This is a genomic window from Palleronia sp. THAF1 (assembly GCF_009363795.1).
Lineage (GTDB): Bacteria > Pseudomonadota > Alphaproteobacteria > Rhodobacterales > Rhodobacteraceae > Palleronia.
This window is the reverse complement of record NZ_CP045420.1, coordinates 983,437-1,003,054: the sequence shown is the minus strand read 5'-3', so window position 1 is coordinate 1,003,054 and position 19,618 is coordinate 983,437. Positions and strand designations below refer to the sequence as shown.

17 protein-coding genes and 1 tRNA gene are annotated in these 19,618 nt (G+C 63.9%); 4 read left to right on the top strand and 14 right to left on the bottom strand.

What is annotated here, in order from left to right:
• Positions 1-14 precede the first annotated feature (14 nt).
• From FIU81_RS05045 to FIU81_RS05035, 3 genes are all read right to left on the bottom strand, one after another.
• Positions 15-1,394, bottom strand: coding sequence for a hypothetical protein (locus tag FIU81_RS05045; RefSeq protein WP_124112404.1), 1,380 nt, complete (start codon positions 1,392-1,394; stop codon positions 15-17).
• The gene (locus FIU81_RS05040; RefSeq protein ID WP_124112403.1) at positions 1,391-2,959 is read right to left on the bottom strand and encodes a class I SAM-dependent methyltransferase; all 1,569 of its coding nucleotides are present in this window, start codon (positions 2,957-2,959) and stop codon (positions 1,391-1,393) included. Before FIU81_RS05040 ends, FIU81_RS05045 begins: the two co-directional genes overlap by 4 nt.
• Before the next feature lie 65 nt (positions 2,960-3,024).
• On the bottom strand, positions 3,025-5,250 hold the full coding sequence (locus FIU81_RS05035; RefSeq protein WP_172971401.1) for a glycosyltransferase family 2 protein: 2,226 nt from the start codon (positions 5,248-5,250) through the stop codon (positions 3,025-3,027).
• Positions 5,251-5,362: 112 nt separating this feature from the next.
• Between FIU81_RS05035 and pyrC the strand changes: the two genes are divergently transcribed.
• The 3 genes from pyrC to FIU81_RS05020 all read left to right on the top strand — a co-directional run bounded on the left by pyrC (position 5,363) and on the right by FIU81_RS05020 (position 8,483).
• Positions 5,363-6,403 carry a dihydroorotase gene (gene pyrC / locus FIU81_RS05030; protein ID WP_124112401.1) on the top strand — a complete coding sequence of 347 codons (1,041 nt, stop codon included), beginning with the start codon at positions 5,363-5,365 and terminating at the stop codon, positions 6,401-6,403.
• Between the two features lie 142 nt (positions 6,404-6,545).
• A complete protein-coding gene (recJ, locus tag FIU81_RS05025) occupies positions 6,546-8,312 on the top strand; it encodes a single-stranded-DNA-specific exonuclease RecJ (protein ID WP_124112400.1) in 1,767 nt (588 codons plus the stop codon).
• A 96-nt stretch (positions 8,313-8,408) separates the two neighbouring features.
• Positions 8,409-8,483, top strand: a tRNA-Glu gene (locus FIU81_RS05020).
• A gap of 25 nt (positions 8,484-8,508) precedes the next feature.
• Here FIU81_RS05020 and FIU81_RS05015 read toward each other — a convergent pair.
• The 4 genes from FIU81_RS05015 to FIU81_RS05000 all read right to left on the bottom strand — a co-directional run bounded on the left by FIU81_RS05015 (position 8,509) and on the right by FIU81_RS05000 (position 12,067).
• On the bottom strand, positions 8,509-9,474 hold the full coding sequence (locus FIU81_RS05015; protein ID WP_254696003.1) for a D-2-hydroxyacid dehydrogenase family protein: 966 nt from the start codon (positions 9,472-9,474) through the stop codon (positions 8,509-8,511).
• Positions 9,471-11,090, bottom strand: coding sequence for an alpha-glucosidase (locus FIU81_RS05010; RefSeq protein WP_124112399.1), 1,620 nt, complete (start codon positions 11,088-11,090; stop codon positions 9,471-9,473). Before FIU81_RS05010 ends, FIU81_RS05015 begins: the two co-directional genes overlap by 4 nt.
• Before the next feature lie 107 nt (positions 11,091-11,197).
• Positions 11,198-11,629, bottom strand: coding sequence for a DUF6691 family protein (locus tag FIU81_RS05005; protein ID WP_124112398.1), 432 nt, complete (start codon positions 11,627-11,629; stop codon positions 11,198-11,200).
• Positions 11,630-11,638: 9 nt separating this feature from the next.
• The gene (locus FIU81_RS05000) at positions 11,639-12,067 is read right to left on the bottom strand and encodes a YeeE/YedE family protein (protein WP_124112397.1); all 429 of its coding nucleotides are present in this window, start codon (positions 12,065-12,067) and stop codon (positions 11,639-11,641) included.
• A gap of 72 nt (positions 12,068-12,139) precedes the next feature.
• Here FIU81_RS05000 and FIU81_RS04995 point away from each other — a divergent pair, with 72 nt between their 5' ends.
• On the top strand, positions 12,140-12,433 hold the full coding sequence (locus tag FIU81_RS04995) for an ArsR/SmtB family transcription factor (protein ID WP_216644279.1): 294 nt from the start codon (positions 12,140-12,142) through the stop codon (positions 12,431-12,433).
• 9 nt (positions 12,434-12,442) lie between these two features.
• Here the strand turns inward: FIU81_RS04995 and FIU81_RS04990 are convergent, their stop codons facing one another.
• From FIU81_RS04990 to ureC, 7 genes are all read right to left on the bottom strand, one after another.
• Positions 12,443-14,770, bottom strand: coding sequence for an aldehyde dehydrogenase family protein (locus tag FIU81_RS04990; protein WP_216644288.1), 2,328 nt, complete (start codon positions 14,768-14,770; stop codon positions 12,443-12,445).
• A gap of 7 nt (positions 14,771-14,777) precedes the next feature.
• Positions 14,778-15,746, bottom strand: coding sequence for a deoxyribose-phosphate aldolase (gene deoC / locus FIU81_RS04985; protein WP_124112395.1), 969 nt, complete (start codon positions 15,744-15,746; stop codon positions 14,778-14,780).
• Positions 15,747-15,795: 49 nt separating this feature from the next.
• Positions 15,796-16,404, bottom strand: coding sequence for an urease accessory protein UreG (gene ureG, locus FIU81_RS04980; protein ID WP_124112394.1), 609 nt, complete (start codon positions 16,402-16,404; stop codon positions 15,796-15,798).
• The gene (locus FIU81_RS04975; RefSeq protein ID WP_124112393.1) at positions 16,401-17,024 is read right to left on the bottom strand and encodes an urease accessory protein UreF; all 624 of its coding nucleotides are present in this window, start codon (positions 17,022-17,024) and stop codon (positions 16,401-16,403) included. Before FIU81_RS04975 ends, ureG begins: the two co-directional genes overlap by 4 nt.
• The gene (locus tag FIU81_RS04970) at positions 17,017-17,490 is read right to left on the bottom strand and encodes an urease accessory protein UreE (protein ID WP_124112392.1); all 474 of its coding nucleotides are present in this window, start codon (positions 17,488-17,490) and stop codon (positions 17,017-17,019) included. Before FIU81_RS04970 ends, FIU81_RS04975 begins: the two co-directional genes overlap by 8 nt.
• Positions 17,491-17,506: 16 nt before the next feature.
• The gene (locus tag FIU81_RS04965) at positions 17,507-17,728 is read right to left on the bottom strand and encodes a DUF1127 domain-containing protein (RefSeq protein WP_124112391.1); all 222 of its coding nucleotides are present in this window, start codon (positions 17,726-17,728) and stop codon (positions 17,507-17,509) included.
• Positions 17,729-17,839: 111 nt separating this feature from the next.
• Positions 17,840-19,543, bottom strand: coding sequence for an urease subunit alpha (gene ureC / locus FIU81_RS04960; protein ID WP_124112390.1), 1,704 nt, complete (start codon positions 19,541-19,543; stop codon positions 17,840-17,842).
• Between the last annotated feature and the right edge of the window lie 75 nt (positions 19,544-19,618).

Sequence of the window (19,618 nt, the reverse complement as noted above, 5' to 3'; positions counted from 1 at the left end):
GTTTCAGCACCACGCTAAGCTGCAGAGGTCAGCTGCTTCACGATACCCGCCAGAGCCTTGTCCTTGCGCCGTGCCAGCACAAAATTGCAGACCTTCAGCGCCAGCGCATCGTGACCACGGTCAAGCGCGTGGTGCACGAGCTCTCGCTGGTAGCGCGGCAACTCGCGTCGCTTGCGAAGCGTCGTGTAGAACAGATCGCGGTCCAGCCGCCCTTCGATGGCAGCGACGGTGATCTCTTTCAAAGCGCCCATCTGCTGCAAAGAGGACCCCAGCCGATGCCCCAACAATGGGCAGCGCCAATGCGTGACGTTATCGCCCGTGAACCGCGCGGCGTGGGCAGCGTCGGGGGCGACGTAGGGATCATACAGGATGTGAACGGCCGAGGCTGACTGTGATGCCAGTGACGCGTCGCCGAAGGGTCCTGAAAAATCCCGGTCCCACGCGGTTTTGTAGCGCATTTCCCAAGGCACGATGGACTTGTCGAGCGTCGATTGCGGCGAGGTCACGAAGACCGTCGCCCCTGGACAAGCGGCAGAGAACGCTGCCGCCGCGTAGCCGCCCATGGATGCGCCGTAGAAGACAACGCGGCTGAACCGCTCGAAGAAGCCTTCGTCGCGCAGACGGATAAATTCTGCGTCCACCGCAGGGTCGCGAAACCACGTCCAGCCGGACGCCATGACGCCCAGCATCGACCACCCCTGGGCTTCGATGAACGCATAGCCCCAGGGGCGACGATCCTCTCGCTTATCCATGGCGATATCAAGGTTGTCGAAGGTGACGACCAGCGTGTCCGAGCGATCCTCGAACAGCATGGAATGCTCGCCCAGATCACGGAACCAGCCGCTATCGCCCGCCAGTCCCTTCGCGATCTCGGACCATGCACCCGCACTTGTCTTCGGCGGGATCGCCGATACAACGGCCCGACCCGGCGCGGCCTTCGTCGGCTCGATCAGCGTGTTCGCTGTGCCGTAGTCCTTGAAGAAGGGATAGCTGCCAGAGCCCTGCTTGATATCCGTGACCAGCCGCGTCTGACCGTTGAAGCCGTTTTCGATCAACGGTTTCAGGTGCTTCACCTTATGGCGCGACCCGAACCCATTGATGTTGGCGATCACGTCGTAAGGCCGGATCGCCTTGCCAGGCGTCGCGGACTTGATGCGGTCCGGGTTGCCCCCGGCGGCCCCCACGGCAATGCAGTAAGCGTCCAACTCGTCGTCCGACACGACGACCCGCTCTCCGTCGGCACAAAGGCCGAAGACGTCGACCTTGCAATCGTACCGCTTCTGCAGCGCCGCGATCAGCCCCGGCGCCTGGCCGTTGATGTCGGCGACCTTGCCCACATCGTCGCGGTCCAAGGCGTCCATGATGGCGCGGATATCGGCGGGATCGAGTGTCATGCGTTTTCTGGCTGCTTTTGAACAAGGATCGTCGATAGGCCCTTTTCCTGATCAAGAACGGTCAATGCCCCGAATTTCTTCATGGCCGGAATGCCGCCAGAGCCCTTGCGGATGTCCAGCACGATCTGCCCTTCAGGCGTCACTTGCTCACGATAGAAATCGGCGTAAGTCTCAGCCGGATAGTGGAAGCCACAAGAAATCAACGAAAACGCCAGATCAACGGTGCCCGCGTCTGCGATGGGTTGCTTAAGCGGATTGACGGTCTTGATCTTGTCCGATGGCACTCCGTTGGCCTCTAGGAAGGCGCGGGCCGTGGAGAGATCGGCGTAAGCCGCCCCGGTGTCTTGAAAGCCGAAATGGCGGTTCGGCGCTTGCTCGATATCGATCAGTACCACGTCGCACTGATAGCGGTGATACAGAACCAGCGACGCCATGGCGTAGCCACACCCGATATCCGCGATGCGTTTGGGCTTCTGCGCATCGACGCTGGGCGCGAACACATCACACCGCGACCGCAACCGCTCAAGCGCACCGGTCAGAACGGCATCACGCGCAGTCTGCGCGAGGTTCAGCAAAGGTGCATCGTCACCCGCTTCCCACGCTAGGATCGCTTCTCGCGAGGCGACCACTTCCGAACGCTGCAGGATCAGGTTCGCAACATCCACATCGCTGAACATCGATGTGTCGATGTCGGACGGCAGGGAGGTAATGGAACTGGACGCATTCGGTTTCAGCTTCATGAGGTGCCTCGTTTGCTCGGGGTCGATCCCGTGCCGCACGCACAACGTACCGACGTAGCTTGCCGGATCGGGAACGCCGCCCCGCTTGGCCGCGGAATTGCGGAAGCGCCGCCCCCACAGGTGGATCGACAGGGTGTCGGGTTTGATCAGTTTTTCTGCGGCAGCATGGCGTTTCGGCTGGAACAGCATCACCGTGTCCTTGAACGGGATCGGATAGATGACATGGCCGGGCTGCGCGTGTTCGATCTCTCCGGTTTCGGTGAGCATATGGGTCAGAAGATCCGGACCCAGCACGCCCCACGGCAGTTCAGTCACATGCACGCCCTGCCCAGCCTCTTTCGCGGCGCGCAGGTCGGCCTGGCGCTTTCCGTTCAACCACGGCGGGATTGGATAGGGATCAGAGGCGAATTCGGTCATCAAATCCAAGGTCCGGCTGTCTTTGGGAAGCCGAAGAACGCCATTGTTGACCTGCTCCACGTCGTCGGAAATCCAACCGTAAAACGGCTTGGCGGGATCGATATCCCACGGCTGCACGCAATACGCATCGGTGTCGGCCCAGATCAAATCGGTCTGCGCCATCATCTTCAGCCGGAAGATATCGGCGTGATACGCGGGCGATCCGGTGCGTGCATGGCGCATGATCTGATCGGCGGACATGATGTCGGACGCATCCCGCATGGTCACGCCATTGGGCACGCCATCGATCTTGTCATAGGCGAACAGATGAACGGTATGCCCCGCGTCCACAAAACTTTTCAGGCAAAGCTGTTCCAGCCAGCTTAGCGCGGGGCCGACCCACAGCGTGCCGATCTCAGGAAGGGGCATGGCATTCGTCCTGTTCAGATTATGGCCTGATGTCACAACAATCCGGCAAGATTGTGGCTATTGTACTAACCCGGAACCTCTTCGTCCGGAACGGTAAAGAAATAGTCGGGGCGACCGGCGTAGTTCATCACCTCGTCGGGGATCACGTCGGGGCCGGCCATGAAGACGTTCGACCCAAAGTGCTCAAGCATCCGGCTGAGCTTGCGCAGGCGGTCGCCGGTGATCTCGGCGTAGAAGGCCTTGTATTTCTCGGTGGCACGCAGCTCGTCGATCTTGGCGCGGTGGGCGGCGACGCATTTCGCGTGCTGAGCGGCAATCTCGGGGTCCGACAGCAGGCGGTCGTATTCCGCGCGCAACGCGGGGATCATCCGCTGGATAGAGCGATCCTCTTCCGCATTATGGTTCATGCGGAACCAGTAGTTCAGGCCCTGATCGCGATCCACGTGGTTCACTCGGCCCCGGTCCCGCTTCACAAGAAAGCTTTCGGCAGAGCGCAGGGCGTAGTGGTTCAGCATGACCAGATCGTAGCCATAGGTCTCGACCGTAGAGCGCCAGGCGTTGCGATAATCGGTCTCTGGCATGGGTTTGCCGGATCCGTTCACCCAGTTGATGTGATCGACCAATTGGGGCTTCAGCCCCTTGGGGCGGTGAACGCCCAGTTTCTTGAAGATGCCCGTGTTGCGCGTGAGCGTCTTAAAGCCCCACGCCTGATGCGGTTTGCGCGCCAGCTGCGGCGCGCACAGGGTATAGGTGTCCAGCAAGAAATCGTCGCGGAACTCTTCCACATCCGCGTTGCCGAACAGGCGCCATGTTAGCGAGATCATGTTGGCGTCGGGCACGGCGGCGTAAAGATCGGCCAGCGTGCCGTCGCCGGTGTGGATGTTGATGAACTCGTCCACATCCATGCAGATGACCCAATCCGCATCCTGGATCATCGGCTCGTTCTCGGCCGCCTGCAGGGCCGCGTGCTGAGGCTTCAGGCCGCTATCCTTGAACGGATTGTCCCGGTGCTGCAGCAGGCCCTTGTCCTGCATCAGATCGAGCATCGTGTCGGTGCCGTCGGTGCAATCGTTCGTATAGACCAAGAAATCCTGCACGCCGATCGCGCGGTGATAGGCGATCCATTCCAGGATGAACGGCCCCTCGTTCTTCATCGTGGTGACGATGCAAGTGCGGTTCGTTCCGGAATGCGCTTGCGGGTTCAGTTCCTCAACCGGCGGGCGCTGGCCTTCGCGCCCGAAGTTGGCGGCCATGGTGCGGATCAGGCGCGCATCCTCAATCAGCGCGGTCTTGGGCACGATCTCGGAGATCTTCTCTGTTGGGTGGCGCAGCGCCATCGCGCGCCAGTAGACGCGGCCCTTCGCGGCCGGTTGCGCGCCACCGATCCGCACCATGCGCCATACGGCCCCATCCGGCATCCGGTCGGGGATCATGCACCAACGGGGATGCGCCATGCTGCCGTCGAAACGCTCGCAGACGTGATCGGCAAAGCCTGTGCCGTCGACGCTATCGACGCCCCAGGGATAGATCCGCTTGGCCATAAGGGGCAGCAGGCCGCCGGGTGACAGCGCGGTCTGTTCAAACACGGTGGGCGCGCCGTCGGTGATCAGGTCAGACAGATCGACGTTCATGACACCCGCCGCACGGTCCAGATACAGCGCGCGGCACAGCTCATACAGGATCATCTCGCCGAAGGCAGAGCGTTCCGGGTCGGGCGCCGGAGGCTCCATCCGGTCTTTGCCGGGGGCGTCGGGGGCATTGAACGGATGCTGTTCGGGCCCCTGATCCGCGCGGCCAAGGGGGACATCGAAGCTGACGATCACGACCCGCTCGATCCCCTCGACAGGGGTTTGCATCAAAGCCTTGGCCAGCGCTTCAGCCGCCTGCGCGCCGCGGTCGATGATCAGCGCGGCCTGCAATCCGTGGTGGGTCGCGTGCCATTGCAGCCAGTCGCGCACCGTCTCCGGCGATTCCACCTGCCGCAAGGCGAGTGCGCTGTTCAAACCGGCGAAGAGCTCCAGTTGCGGCGCAGTTTCCGGCAGCGCAACCGGATCGCCCGCCAACGGCAGCCTGCGTCCGCCAGCGTCTCGCGCCGCGTCGCCCTGCACCATCAGACCCCCACCGATCGAGGTGATGGAGTCCACCGCGAAGCCCGGCACGTTGGTGATCGCGTTCTCGGGAAAGCTCGACGGGAAGAAGCAGGCCACGCGGTCGCCGCCCCGTGGGACAACCGCAAGGCAACGGCCCCGGCCGACATCCGCGCTGTCGATGCGTTGCGTCAGAACCTGCACGTCACTCTCCCACTGCCAGCTTGGACGTACCCTAGAATCACGGCCGAATCGCGGCAAGTTCGGGGTCATCCGCTCTCGACCCTGCGCGGGAACAGGCTTAGGACGTGACCCTATGGACACACTGACGATACGCCGCCCCGACGATTGGCACCTGCACCTGCGCGACGGCGCCATGATGCGCGCCGTCCTGCCCGAAACCACGCGCCACTTCGCCCGCGCGATCATCATGCCGAACTTGGTGCCGCCCGTCGTCACCGGCGCAGATGCCGCCGACTACCGCGACCGCATCCTGTCCGCGAAGCCGCGCGGATCGAAGTTTCAGCCGCTGATGACGCTCTATCTGACCGAGGAAACGCAGGTTGGCGACCTGCGCGCCGCAGCCGAGATCGGGCTGATCACCGCCGTCAAACTCTATCCCGCCGGGGCGACGACCAACTCGGCCAGCGGCGTGAAAGACTTCACCAAGGTGAAGCGCGTGCTGGAGAACATGGCCCAGATCGGTTTGCCGCTTTTGGTCCACGGTGAAGTGACCGACCCCGATATCGACATCTTCGACCGAGAGGCCGTGTTCATCGACCGCGTGCTGGACCCGATCCGCCGCGACATCCCCGGCCTGCGCGTCGTGATGGAGCATGTCACCACGTCGGACGCCGTGGACTACGTGCGCGCAGGCGGGCCCGATCTTGCCGCGACGATCACCACGCATCACCTTGTCATCAATCGCAACCACATCCTCGCGGGCGGCATTCGTCCCCATTACTATTGCCTGCCCGTTGCCAAACGCGAGACCCACCGCCGCGCGCTGGTCGCCGCCGCCACCGGCACGGACACGGCCTTTTTCCTTGGCACCGATAGCGCGCCCCACACCGATACCGCCAAGCTGCAACCCTGCGGCTGCGCGGGCTGCTTCACCGCGCCGAACACCCTGTCGATCCTGACAGAAGTCTTTGAACAGCATGGCGCGCTGGACCGTCTTGAGAACTTCACATCACTGAATGGCCCCGCTTTCTACCGCCTGCCGGCCAACGATGACACGATCACCCTAAGAAAAGGTGAACCCGTCTCCTACCCGGCCAAGATCGATACGGATGACGGTCCGGTCACAGTCTTCGACCCCGGTATGCCCCTGCACTGGCGCGTGATCGAAGACTGACCGCCTCTCTTTGCTTTTCTGAAATACCCATGGCGCGCCGGGCGAATTCCCGCGCTATCCCCAGCTTTGTGCGCAGCCCCCATTGCAGCACGGCACCCCCGCGATATGGTGGCCTCATGCCCCGAACAAACGATATATAGCCATGCCCCGTGACGACGCCCCCCGCGCATTCTTGGATGTCACGCACTCGCTGACGGGGCGGAACTGGCTTGGACCCAGTGTCGAAGACGACCGCCTGTCCGAAGCCATCGCTCAGCAAACCGGCTTGGCCGATCCGGTCGCCCGCGTGCTATCGCGCGCAAATGTCTTGCCAGAGGACGCCGACGCCTACCTTGCCCCCGCCATCAAGGACCTGCTGCCCGATCCACTGTCCCTGCGGGACATGGCCCCCGCCGCCGTGCGCCTGATCGCAGCGATGGACGCGGGCCAGCGCATCGCGGTTTTCGGGGATTACGATGTGGATGGCGCATGCTCTTCCGCTTTATTGATCAACTGGTTGCGCGACATGGGCCACGCCGTGACGCTGTATATTCCCGACCGGATCGACGAAGGCTACGGCCCGAACGACGCCGCCATGGCCGGCCTTGCCCGCGATCACGACCTGATCGTCACGGTCGATTGCGGCACGCTCTCGCATGGGCCTATCGCAGCCGCGCAGGGTGCGGACGTCATCGTGCTGGACCATCACTTGGGTGGTGAAACGCTGCCGCATGCCGTCGCCGTCGTGAACCCAAATAGGCAGGACGAGGACGGCGCGCTTGCGCATCTATGCGCTGCCGCCGTGGTCTTCCTGCTGCTTGTCGAGGTCAACCGCCGCCTGCGCGAGCGTGGGCAGCGCGGGCCGGACCTGATGGGCCCGCTCGATCTGGTGGCGCTGGCGACGGTCGCCGATGTTGCCCCCTTGATCGGCGTGAACCGCGCCTTTGTGCGGCGCGGGCTGGAGGTGATGCGCACGCGCGCCCGTCCCGGCCTGGCCGCTTTGGCCGATGTCGCACGGCTGGATGTGCCACCCGCCGCCTATCATCTGGGCTACGTCCTTGGCCCCCGGATCAATGCGGGCGGACGCGTGGGCCGCGCCGATCTGGGCGCGCGCCTGCTGTCCACAACAGATCCGCATGAAGCGCGATCGCTGGCAGAGCGCCTGGACGAATTCAACACCGACCGGCGCGAAGTCGAAGGCCAGGTCCGCGACGCCGCTTTACTGCAGGCCCAGACCCGCGACACCGAAGGTCCGCTGGTCTGGGCCGCGGGCGACGGCTGGCATCCCGGAGTCGTCGGCATCGTTGCCGCGCGACTGAAAGAGGCGACACGCCGCCCGGCTATCGTGATCGGAATCGAGGACGGCATCGGCAAGGGCTCGGCCCGCTCGATACACGGCGTCGATCTGGGTGCGGCAATCCAACGGCTTGCTGGCGAAGGTCTGCTGATCAAGGGTGGGGGGCACCGCATGGCGGCCGGTCTGACGGTGGCCGAAGACCGGATCGAAGACGCGATGGCGCGCTTATCCGAGCTGCTCGCGCGACAGGGCGCCGCCGCTGGAGAGGCCCGCGCGCTGAACATCACCGGCCTTCTTATGCCCGGCGCCGCCACGACCGAGCTGATCGAAGAGATCGACCGCGCCGGCCCCTTTGGGCAAGGCGCCCCTGCCCCGCGATTCGCTTTCGCCAATTGCCGCATCGCCAGCGCGCGGCGCGTCGGTGAAAGCCACCTGAAGATCGCCTTCACCGATGGGATGGGCCCGCGACTGGATGCCATCGCCTTTGGCGCGTTCGACACCGATCTGGGCGATGCGCTCGAAGGCCACGGCGGCGCGCGCTTTCACTTTGCCGGGCGGCTGGAGATCAATCACTGGCAGGGCCGAGCGCGTGTGCAGCTCAGGCTGGAGGATGCGGCAAGAGCCTCAGGATAGGCCCTTACTCAGCGTCATAATTTTCCCTGCGAAAACGGTCGAAAATCCCCTTGCGCCCCCGCGCCGCTTTGCCTAATCACACCCCACGCCAAACGTGGCCCGTTCGTCTATCGGTTAGGACGCCAGGTTTTCAACCTGGAAAGAGGGGTTCGATTCCCCTACGGGCTGCCACTTCTACGCGTGTCTCCAAACACTTTTAGCCCTCGATGACCCGAATTGGGCTGCCTGCGCGGTAGGCTCCGATAGCTTCGACCGTCTGCGTGTAGAACAGACGCCAAGTGGCTTCGGTCGCGTAGCCCAAGTGTGGCGTCAGCAGGAGACGCGTGCCGAAACGCGTGCGCGCCTTGCGCCACGGGTCGTCCGGCGCCAGGGGTTCGGCCTCGAACACGTCGATTGCCGCTTGGGCGGTCGGATCGTCCGCCAGCCAGTCGAACAGTGCGGCGCGGTCAAGTAGACCCGCGCGAGAGGTGTTCACCACGATTGCGCCCCTCGGAAGCGCGGCCAGCGCGGCGCGGCCGATCAGATCGCGAGTCGCCTCTGCCATTACCATGTGGATGGACAGGACGTCCGATTGCGCCGCCAGTTCGGTCAGCGCCTGTGCGTATCCGACCCCAGCGGCCGCCGCGCGATCTTGCGTCAGGTTTGGAGACCATGCGCTGACGGTCGAGCCGAACGCCTTGGCCAGTGTGGCGACCTGCTGTCCGACATTCCCCAGACCGACGAGGCCCACGCGAAGGTCCGCCAGATCGCGGCCCGGTGGCCCTTGGAAACCGCCCGCTTCGATGCGGGCCGATTCTGCCACCAAACCCCTGCATTGCGTCAGGATCATCCCGAGGGTCAGCTCCGACGTCGTCGTCTTGCGCGATTGCGTTCCGCAGACGGTGATCCCGCGGGCCTGTGCGGCTTTGATGTCGATGGACGCGTTTCGTGGCCCTGTGGTGACGATCAGCTTCAGGTTCGGAAGCGCCGCGATCAAGTCGGCGGTCACGGCTGTGCGTTCGCGCATCAGGCAGATAGCATCGAACGGCGCCAGCTTTTGAGGCAATGCGACCGCTGGGATCGGCTCACCGAAAAAGGTGACATCCCCCGCATTTGACCAATCCGCCATCTGCCGGGCCGTGCCCGACCAGTCGTCCAGAACCGCGACCTTCATTGGTGTCATTCCTCGATGATCGCCACCGCCTCCCACGGCAGCAACGTGAAGTGATCCGTCAGCGTGCGTCGCGCGCCAGCATTGTGCAACACGCAGCGACCGTTCACGGCCAGATCACTGGGCACATCGTATCCGACACTCTCTCCCGACAGATTCGCAAGAACCGACAGGCGCTGATCTCCAAGGGTTCGGGTGTAGGCAACCACGCCATCTTTGCCGGGCGTGATGCCATCGAACCTACCCTCCCGCACCACTGCCATGTCACGACGCAGTGCGATCAAGCTGCGGTAAGTGGCCATCACGCCGTCTGGGTCGGCGCTATCGTCGGCGACGTTCACATCGCGCGCATTGGGGTTGATCTCGATCCACGGCGTCCCGTCGGTGAAACCCGCCCCCGGCGCGTCGGACCACTGCACCGGCGTGCGGGCGTTATCACGGCCGTTCTCATTCGCGCCGCTCAGGAAGGCGGCCCAATCGACACCGCGCGTGCGCTCTTCGTCCCAGTGCCCCAGCGTTTCCAGATCGCGGAACTGCTCCAGCCGGTCGAATCGCACGTTGGTCATGCCGATCTCTTCGCCCTGGTAAACGAACGGCGTGCCCTTCATCAGATGAACCACAGTAGCCAGCGCCTTGGCTGAACGCGCGCGATACGCACCGCCGTCGCCGTATTTGGAGACCTGTCGCGGCAAATCGTGGTTCGACAGGAAGAGCGAGTTCCAGCCGTCGTCGGCCAGTGCCTTCTGCCAAGTGAACAGTTCTGACACCAAACTGGCCACGTCACGGGGCTTGGGTTTCCATTTGCCGTGAATGTCGTCCCAGCCTGCCTTGATGTGGTTGAATTGAAAGACCATCGACAGCTCGTCTCTGCCCTTGCCGCAATACAATGGCGCAGTCTCGGGGCTGACGGACCAGCTTTCGCCGATGGAGACCACATCGCGGCCCGCCAGAACCTCGCGGTGCATTTCCTGCAGGAAGGGGTGCAGGTCGGGGCCTTCCTCGAACACTTCGGCGTCCACGTCCTTGCCGATCAGACTGATCACATCCATCCGAAATCCACCGATGCCGCGGTCGAACCACCAGCGCATCATGTCCCAGATTTCTTCGCGAAGGGCCGGGTTCTGCCAATTCAGGTCGGGCTGATGGGCGGAGAAATAGCCAAGGTAATGTTGCCCAGCCGCCTCGTTCCAGACCCATGCAGGCCCGCCAAAGCAGGCGCGCAGGTTGGAAGGCCGCTGGTCCCGCCAGATATAGTAGTCGCGTTCGGGGCTGTTCGGATCGCTCACCGCGCGGCGGAACCAGTGGTGCTGGTCCGAGGTATGGTTGACGACAAGATCCATGACGATGCGGATGCCGCGCTCGTCTGCCTCTGCGATCAGGCGGTCCATATCGTCCATCGTGCCGTATTCGGGTGCGATGGCGCGGTAGTCCGCAATGTCGTAACCCATGTCCCGCTGGGGCGAGGCGTAGACCGGCGACAGCCAGATGAAGCCGATGCCGAGGTCCGCCAAATGATCGAGGCGTGAGATGATGCCGGGAATATCGCCTATCCCATCCCCGACGCTGTCCTGAAACGAGCGGGGCCAGATCTGATAGCCGACGGCGTGTTTCCACCATGGATCGGTCATAGGGGTCTCCTTTCGCTGCCACCTAACGGCGCGCGGCGCGGCGGAAACCCCCTGTAAGACGTGTTGCGCGGAATCTTCGGGCAGATACGTGCGTCAGCCCCTTAGCCTTAAGCCGTCGGCGCTTTGCTCATCCCCGTCTTCGCGCGCTGCCCTGCAAGAATGCCCGCCAGCATCGCCGCCACGAAGACGAACGTGCCGGGCGCACTGAAGGCGATGGCAGTGAAGGCCGGTCCAGGGCAGAAGCCACCGATCCCCCAGCCGATCCCGAAGATCGCCGATCCGGTCAGTAGCGCGGGGTCGATGTCGGTGCGGGTCGGCAGTTCAAAACGCACATCCAGAAGTGGCGTGGCGCGTTGCCAGACCAGCCGGTAGCCAATGAACGCCACCACGCTGGCACCGCCCATCACGAAGGCAAGACTTGGATCCCACGTGCCGAAGACATCGAGGAAGTTCAGAACCTTGGCCGGGTTGGCCATGCCGGACATCAACAAACCGACTCCGAACACCAGTCCTGATAGAAATCCCATGAATGTGCGCATCTTCACCTCCTAGACCACATGCCGCAGAACGAAGACCGTCGCGACTGCGAAGGCCATGAAGGTCACGACAGCCACCAATGACCGCCCTGACAGGCGCGCCAATCCACAGACCCCGTGGCCAGAGGTGCAGCCCGATCCCAGCGCGGTACCCACGCCCACCAAGAGCCCCGCGATACCCATTGCCGGCAGCGATGATGGCACTGTCTGCGGCGGCCAGCCGGCCACCAGCGCGTAGACCAAGGGGGCCACGATCAGACCGGCCAAAAAGGCCCAGCGCCAGTCGCTGTCGTCAGCCCGCCCCATCACGCCACCGGTGATCCCAACGATCCCCGCGATTCGGCCGAACAGCGCCATGACCATGACCGCCGACAGTCCGATCAGGATGCCGCCGAACAACGAGGCCCACGGTGTGAAGGGTGTTACGGTTCCAAGATCCATCGGTCGCTCCTTGCCTGATGCGTGCGGTATCTATATTAGTAATTTCTAATTTAGCAATGGGCGATGGATACAATGGATGCCACAGAGATCGCGGACAAGGCCGATAACGTCGCGCAGCGGCTGGCGCTGTTGGCGAACCCCAACCGGCTGATGATCCTGTGTAAACTGGCCGAGGGCGAACAATCGGTCGGTGCTTTGTGCGCAGCACTCGATCTATCGCAATCCGCTTTGTCGCAGCATCTGGCCAAGTTGCGCACAGCCGGGATGGTCGCAACCAGACGAGAGCGACAGACGATTCACTACCGCATCGACGACCCCGATACCGTGGCCCTGATGCGCGCGCTGTACGACGTGTTCTGCGCCTAGCCGCGACCGCTAAGCGCCGTAGGGCGCCCAGATGTTCTTCACCTGCGTTGCGCGGTGCAGGAAGTCACGTCCCTGCCCCTCCGGCCCGGCCCAGTCACGCGCGCCGTCACCCTCGATCCACGTCTGTTTCAGGTTGCCCGCGCTCTCAGACTCTACCATCGCGCTGGCGCCGCCGACGTACCACATGCCGTCGACCCCATCATGGCCCGCCAGCGTCTTCGCCAATTCATCACGCGGGCCTGTCACGATATTCACCACGCCGCCCGGCACATCGCTGGTTTCCAACACCTGATAGAAGTCCGTCGCGGCCAAGGGTGCGACCTGCGACGCGACCGCGACAACGCGATTGCCCATCGCAATGGCAGGCAACACCATCGAGATCAGGCCAGCCAAAGGCGCATCCGTCGGGCAGACCAGCCCCATGACGCCAAGCGGCTCATGCATGGCCAGCGTCACATGGGCCGGCTTGGTGGCGTGGACCGCGCCGTCGAACTTGTCGGCCTGAGCGGCATACCAGAAGCAGCGCCGGATGGCGGTCTGAACCTCTGCCTCGGCGGCCTTCTTGGACGTGCCGGATTTCTGAAGGCGCGCGGCGAACTCATCCGAGCGGGCCGACAGGTTCTCACCCAGATAATACAGCACCTGCGCGCGGTTATGGCCCGTAGCACCGCCCCATCCGCTGGCTTTCGAGGCCGCTTCCACCGCGTTGCGGATGTCCTTGCGGTTGCCCAAACCGGCCAGCCCGCCGGGCACTTGATACACGTAGCCGCTGTCGGGCCGCGCCTGTTTGCCACCGATATACAACTTGGCGGTGCGGTCGATGGCGGCACCCGAAGCCTCGCCCGGTGTCGCGTCGATCTGCGGCAGGTTGCTGGCTTTGCCGCTGCGCGCGGGCGTGCGCCGATAGGCCATCATCCCCTCGCGCCCGCCTTCCCGACCGAACCCGCTTTCGCGGTAGCCACCGAAGCCCGCGCCCGCGTCGAACACGTTCGTGCAGTTGATCCAGACGATCCCGGCCTTGATCTGGGACGCCAAATCCATCGTCAGGTTCACGTTTTCGGACCAGACAGAGGCCGCCAGCCCGTAGCGGGTGTTGTTCGCCAGCGCGACGCCATCGTCGGGTGTGCGGAACGGCGTGATGGTGACGACGGGGCCAAAGATCTCTTCTATGGACAGAACGCTCGCCGGTTGCACATCCAAGGCAATCGTCGGGGGGTAGAAGCACCCCTCGGGCGCAGTTCCTTGCACATATCGTACATTCTCTGCCTCGCCCTGCGCCATCAACGCGCGGATACGATCCAGCTGCGACGGATGCACGATGGCGCCCATATCAGTGTTCTTGTCCAGTGGATCACCGACGACCAGCTTTTCCATCCGCGCCTGCAAAAGCGCAACGAAGCGGTCATGCACCGCCTCTGCCACGAGCACGCGCGCGCCTGCACAGCAGACCTGCCCCTGGTTGAACCAGATGGCATCGACGACGCCTTCGACGGCGGCGTCCAGATCGGCGTCCTCGAACACCATGAAGGGCGACTTGCCGCCCAGCTCCAGCGTCAGCCCCTTGCCGGACCCCGCGGTCTGGCGACGGATGGTCTTTCCTACCTCGGTCGAGCCGGTGAAGGCCACCTTGTCCACGCTCTCATGCCCGACCAGCGCGGCCCCGGTGTCGCCATCGCCGGTGACGATGTTCAATACGCCCTTCGGCAACCCGCATTCGGCGGCGATTTCGGCGAAGGCCAGCGCGGTCAGCGGGGTGTATTCGGCAGGCTTCAGCACCACCGTGTTCCCCGCTGCCAAGGCAGGCGCGACCTTCCAGGCCAGCATCAAAAGCGGGAAATTCCACGGGATGACCTGCCCGCAGACACCCCAAGGTTGGGTGCCCGGCAACTCATCCTCGGCCAGTTCGGCCCAGCCCGCGTGGTGATAGAAATGCCGCGCGACCAGCGGCACGTCGATGTCGCGGCTTTCGCGGATGGGTTTGCCGTTGTCCATCGTTTCCAGCACCGCCAGCAGTCGCGCGTGCTGCTGGACGTGGCGGGCCAGCGCAAAAAGGTGACGCGCGCGCTCGTGCCCCGACAGCGCGGCCCAGCCTTTCTGCGCCTTGCGCGCAGCAGCGACGGCCTTGTCCACATCGGCCTGCGTGCCCTGCGAGACCTGCGCGATCACCTTGCCCGTTGCGGGGTTCGACACCTCGAACAGCGCATCCGGCGCGGTGAACGCACCGTCGATGAAATGGCCAAACCCGTCCGCATGACCGGCCAGCCAGTTCACGGCGATCGTGCTGTCCTCGGGGGCGGTTCCATAGTCCATGGTGGCTAGAATATCCGAAATCTGCATGTGCCCCTCACGACGTGGCATGGCGGTGGGCGGCGGCGTAGCGCCCGGTCAGGTGGTGGTCGAGCTGGCGTTCGATGTCACCCAATAGCGAGGAGGCACCAAAGCGGAACAGATCCGGCTCCAGCCAGTCGCGGCCAAGCTCTTCCTTCATCAGAACCTGCCACTGGATGCAGGCTTTCGCAGTGCTGATCCCACCCGCTGGTTTGAAACCGACCCGCGCGCCGGTGGCCGCACCATAGTCGCGCAGCGCCCGCACCATGGTCAGCGACACCGGAAGTGTTGCATTCACCGATTCCTTGCCGGTCGAGGTCTTGATGAAGTCCGCGCCTGCCTGCATCGCGACCATCGACGCGGCGTAGACATTCGTTAGCCGCCCCAACTCTCCGGTCGCGAGGATCGCTTTCAGATGCGCGTCACCGCAGGCCGCGCGCATGGCCTTCACCTCATCATACAGGGCCTGCCAATTGCCGGTCAGCGCGTGTTCGCGGGTGATCACGATGTCGATTTCCGTGGCACCTTGCTCGACGGCCCATTCGATTTCGGCCAGTCGCAGATGCAAGGGCATAAGGCCTGCGGGGAAGCCCGTCGCGACCGACGCGACCGGGATACCGGAGCCGTCGAGCGCCGCCACCGCGTGCGGCACCATCGTGGGGTAGACGCAAACGGCCCCTGTGCGCAGATCCATATCGCCCAAGCCCAGCGCGTCGATCACCTGCGGCGACAGCGGTTGGCGCGCCTTGGCGCACAGCCTTCGCACCCGCGCCGCCGTGTCGTCGCCCGCCAATGTCGTCAGGTCGGTCAACCGGATCGCGTTCACCAGCCAAGCGGCCTGGTGCAGCTTCTTTACCGAGCGGCGCGTGCCGAAATCAGCGGCGCGGCGTTCGGCGGCGGATCGATTGACCGACACGCCCTCCCACATGGCGGGATCGAAGGCAGTCCCGGCATTGCGGACGTGGAAATGAGATGCGTCTGACATGGGCCGATGCTGCGTTATCCCGGCGCGACTGTCCACCAGCGACGCAAGGTCAGAGGCCGCCCAGCTCCTCCAGCAGCGCGGCCACCTGTGCGACACCCTCACGGTGCTTGAGCTGCGCGAAGATCACCGGCAGGTCGCCGCGCATCCGGGCGGCGTCGCGGGCCATGACCTCTAGCGAGGCGCCGACGTGGGGCGCCAGGTCGGTCTTGTTGATGACCAGAATGTCCGACCGGGTGATCGCCGGGCCACCCTTGCGCGGGATTTCCTCTCCGGCGGCCACGTCGATCACATAGACGGTCACATCCGCCAGTTCAGGACTGAAGGTAGCCGACAGGTTGTCGCCGCCGGATTCGATCAGCACGGCCTCCAAATCCGGATGCGCGCGGCTCATCCGGTCCACAGCGGCCAGGTTGATCGAGGCATCTTCACGGATCGCGGTGTGCGGGCAGCCACCCGTCTGCACGCCCTCTACGCGATCGCCCGGCAACACCTGCATCCGCATCAGCGCCTCGGCGTCTTCCTGTGTGTAGATATCGTTGGTGATGACGGCAATCGAGCGCGCGGGATGCCAGTGGCGGGCCAATCCGGCGGTCAGCGTCGTCTTGCCCGCACCGACGGGTCCGCCGATGCCTATGCGCAGGGGGCCATTGGTGCTCATGTGCGAAAGACCTTTACCGATTTCATCTCATGGCGCATCGCGGCGATATCGGAAAGCCACGCGACAGAGGACAGATCCTCTAGCGTGCTGTCCTCAGCGCGTTCGGCCACGTCGCGGGCCACCGATGTAAGTCGCCGCACGATGCCCTGCGCCTCTGTTTGGCCGACGGGCGCAAGGCGCTGGGCAGCTGAGACCAGGTTCGTCAGCATGGATTGCAGATACATCGCCAGCGTCAGATCGAGCGGGATCGCCCGTGCTGCCGCCGCTTGGCCTAGGGCGACCGGCATCGGTAGCTGCGCATCATCCGTGCCCCAGACCGCGCCGGTGACGCGGGCGAAGGCGGTGCCCTGCTCCAGCGTTTCGATCAAGCGGCCCTCGCCGGATGCGAATGCGCGTGCGACTTCGTAGGCCTGCGCATCCCCGCGCCACGCGGCGGCCAACAGAACGGCATCGGACCAGCCACCGCCGTGTTCGAGCACGTCGCGCAGCCAAGCTTCCAAAGTCGCGGCGTCGGAGACAAAACCATCCGCGACCGCCTGTTCCAACCCGTGCGCGTAGGCGAACGCGCCGACCGGATAGGCGGGCGACAGCCACTGCGCCAGTGTCAGGACATCATCCATGGGTATGGTCGTGGCTGTGAGCGTGGGAATGGTCGTGACCGTGGGTGCGACCGTGCCCGTAGGCCCCGCGCTCTGGTCGGAACGGAGCGGTGACGTGCGCGACCGTCAAGCCCAGCCGCGTCAGCATATCTTCGATGATCGGATCGCGTTGGATCAACAGGTGATCGCTGGTCATCTGGCATGGCGCATGGCGATTGCCGATGTGCCACGCGGCGCGAGCCAGATCACCCGAAATACGAAGCAACGCCTCTTCGGCGCAGCGCACCGCGATTAGCGTGTCGTTTTCGAGCGCAAAGGCGTCACCGTCATCCAGCGAGACCGTGTGCGGCAGGTCCACCACGAACGCCCGCCCGCCGTCACTCACAAGTCGTTTGCGGCGCAAGAAGCGACCGGCGTAGTCCAGCGTTACGCTGTCTGCGCCGGTCCCTTGAACGATCCGCGTCGCGCGCGGCACCGGCCCGGTCATGCCGGGCATCCCTGCGTTACAGGAAGAAACGGTCGCGATAGACGTGGCGCACGATATCTTCGCGCTGCATGCCACGGGCGGCAAGATCCGCGTCGCTCATCTGTTGGTAGAATCGAATTTGATCGGTTCGGGCATTGCGCTCCATGTAGGCGGCCATGCCATTGCCCAAGCCGGTGAAAAAGCGACGCACGCCAGAGCCGCGTTGCGGGGTGTGAAAGAAGTCTGAAATCGAAGCCATGTCGTGTCCTTTGGGTGTCTGGTCTCTTCCCTTGACACGGAAGGTAAGCTTCGCTGCATCGCAGCACTACAGACATCACCGGAACCCCGCCTTGCATAATCTGCAACCCTCTCAAAACAGGAAATAACGCTGGGCCATCGGCAAAACCTCCGCCGGTTCGCAGGTCAGAAGTTCCCCATCCGCCCTGACTTCGTAGGTTTCGGGGTTCACCTCGACCACCGGCAGCGCGTCGTTCAGAACCATATCGTGCTTGCCGATCCCACGGGTGTTCTGCACCGCGGCGATCTCTTTGCGCAGACCCAGCGCCTGCGCGTTTTCGACCCCGGCACCCGACACGAATGTGACGGCAGAGCGTTCGACCGCTTGTCCCATCGCGCCGAACATCGGCCGCGAATAGACTGGTTGCGGCGTGGGGATAGAGGCATTCGGATCACCCATCTGCGCAACTGCGATCATGCCGCCCAGCAGCACCATTTCAGGCTTCACGCCGAAAAACGCCGGGTTCCACAGGCACAGATCGGCGCGTTTGCCTTCCTCGATCGACCCGATGTGTTTGGATATCCCATGCGCGATCGCGGGATTGATCGTGTATTTGGCGATGTAGCGGCGAACGCGCAGGTTGTCGTTGTCGCCTGTTTCCTCGGCCAACCGCCCGCGCTGCTTCTTCATCTTGTCGGCAGTTTGCCACGTGCGGATCAGAACCTCACCCACCCGACCCATGGCTTGGGAGTCGGAGGCAATGATCGAGAACGCGCCCATGTCGTGCAGGATATCTTCGGCGGCGATGGTCTCACGACGAATGCGGGATTCGGCGAAGGCGATGTCCTCCGGGATCGACTTCGATAGATGATGGCAGACCATCAGCATATCCAGATGCTCTTCCAGCGTGTTCACCGTGAAAGGCCGCGTGGGGTTGGTTGACGATGGGATCACGTTTGGCAGCCCGCACATGCGGATGATGTCCGGCGCATGGCCGCCGCCCGCGCCTTCGGTGTGAAACGCATGGATCGTGCGGTCACCGATGGCGTCGATGGTCGACTCGACAAAGCCGCTCTCGTTCAGCGTGTCGGTGTGGATCATCACCTGCACGTCCATTTCATCTGCGACCCTCAGGCAGCAGTCGATGGCGGCGGGCGTCGTGCCCCAGTCTTCGTGCAGTTTCAACGCGGCGGCTCCCGCACTCACCTGCTCGCGCAACGGGCCGGGCATGGACGCATTACCCTTCCCGGATAGCGCAACATTCATCGGCACCTGATCCATCGCCAGCAGCATCCGCCCTATGTGCCACGGCCCCGGCGTCGCGGTCGTGGCGAGCGTCCCATGCGCCGGACCCGTGCCGCCGCCAAGCATCGTGGTCACGCCGGAGTGCAACGCGTCATCTATCTGCTGAGGGCAAATCCAGTGAATGTGGCTGTCGAAACCGCCCGCCGTCAGGATGCGGCCCTCGGCGGCGATCACTTCTGTCCCCGGCCCGACGATGATATCCACGCCGGACTGCGTATCCGGGTTGCCCGCCTTGCCGATCTTGGCGATCCGGCCATCGCGCAGGCCAACGTCAGCTTTCACGATCCCCCAATGATCCACGATCAGCGCGTTGGTGATGACGGTATCGACCGCCCCCTCGGCTCGAGTCGCTTGCGATTGCCCCATCCCATCGCGGATGACCTTGCCGCCGCCGAACTTCACCTCTTCGCCGTAGGTGGTGAAGTCGCGTTCGACTTCTATCACCAGATCGGTGTCGGCAAGACGAACGCGGTCGCCGGTGGTGGGGCCGAACATCTCGGCATAGTCGCGGCGTGTGATGGTGGCGGGCATGGCGATCCTCGGGTGCTTCGTCGCCATGAAAGAGCGCGGGGCCGCAGGTCACAAGAGTTTGAGGCCTTTCCTGCG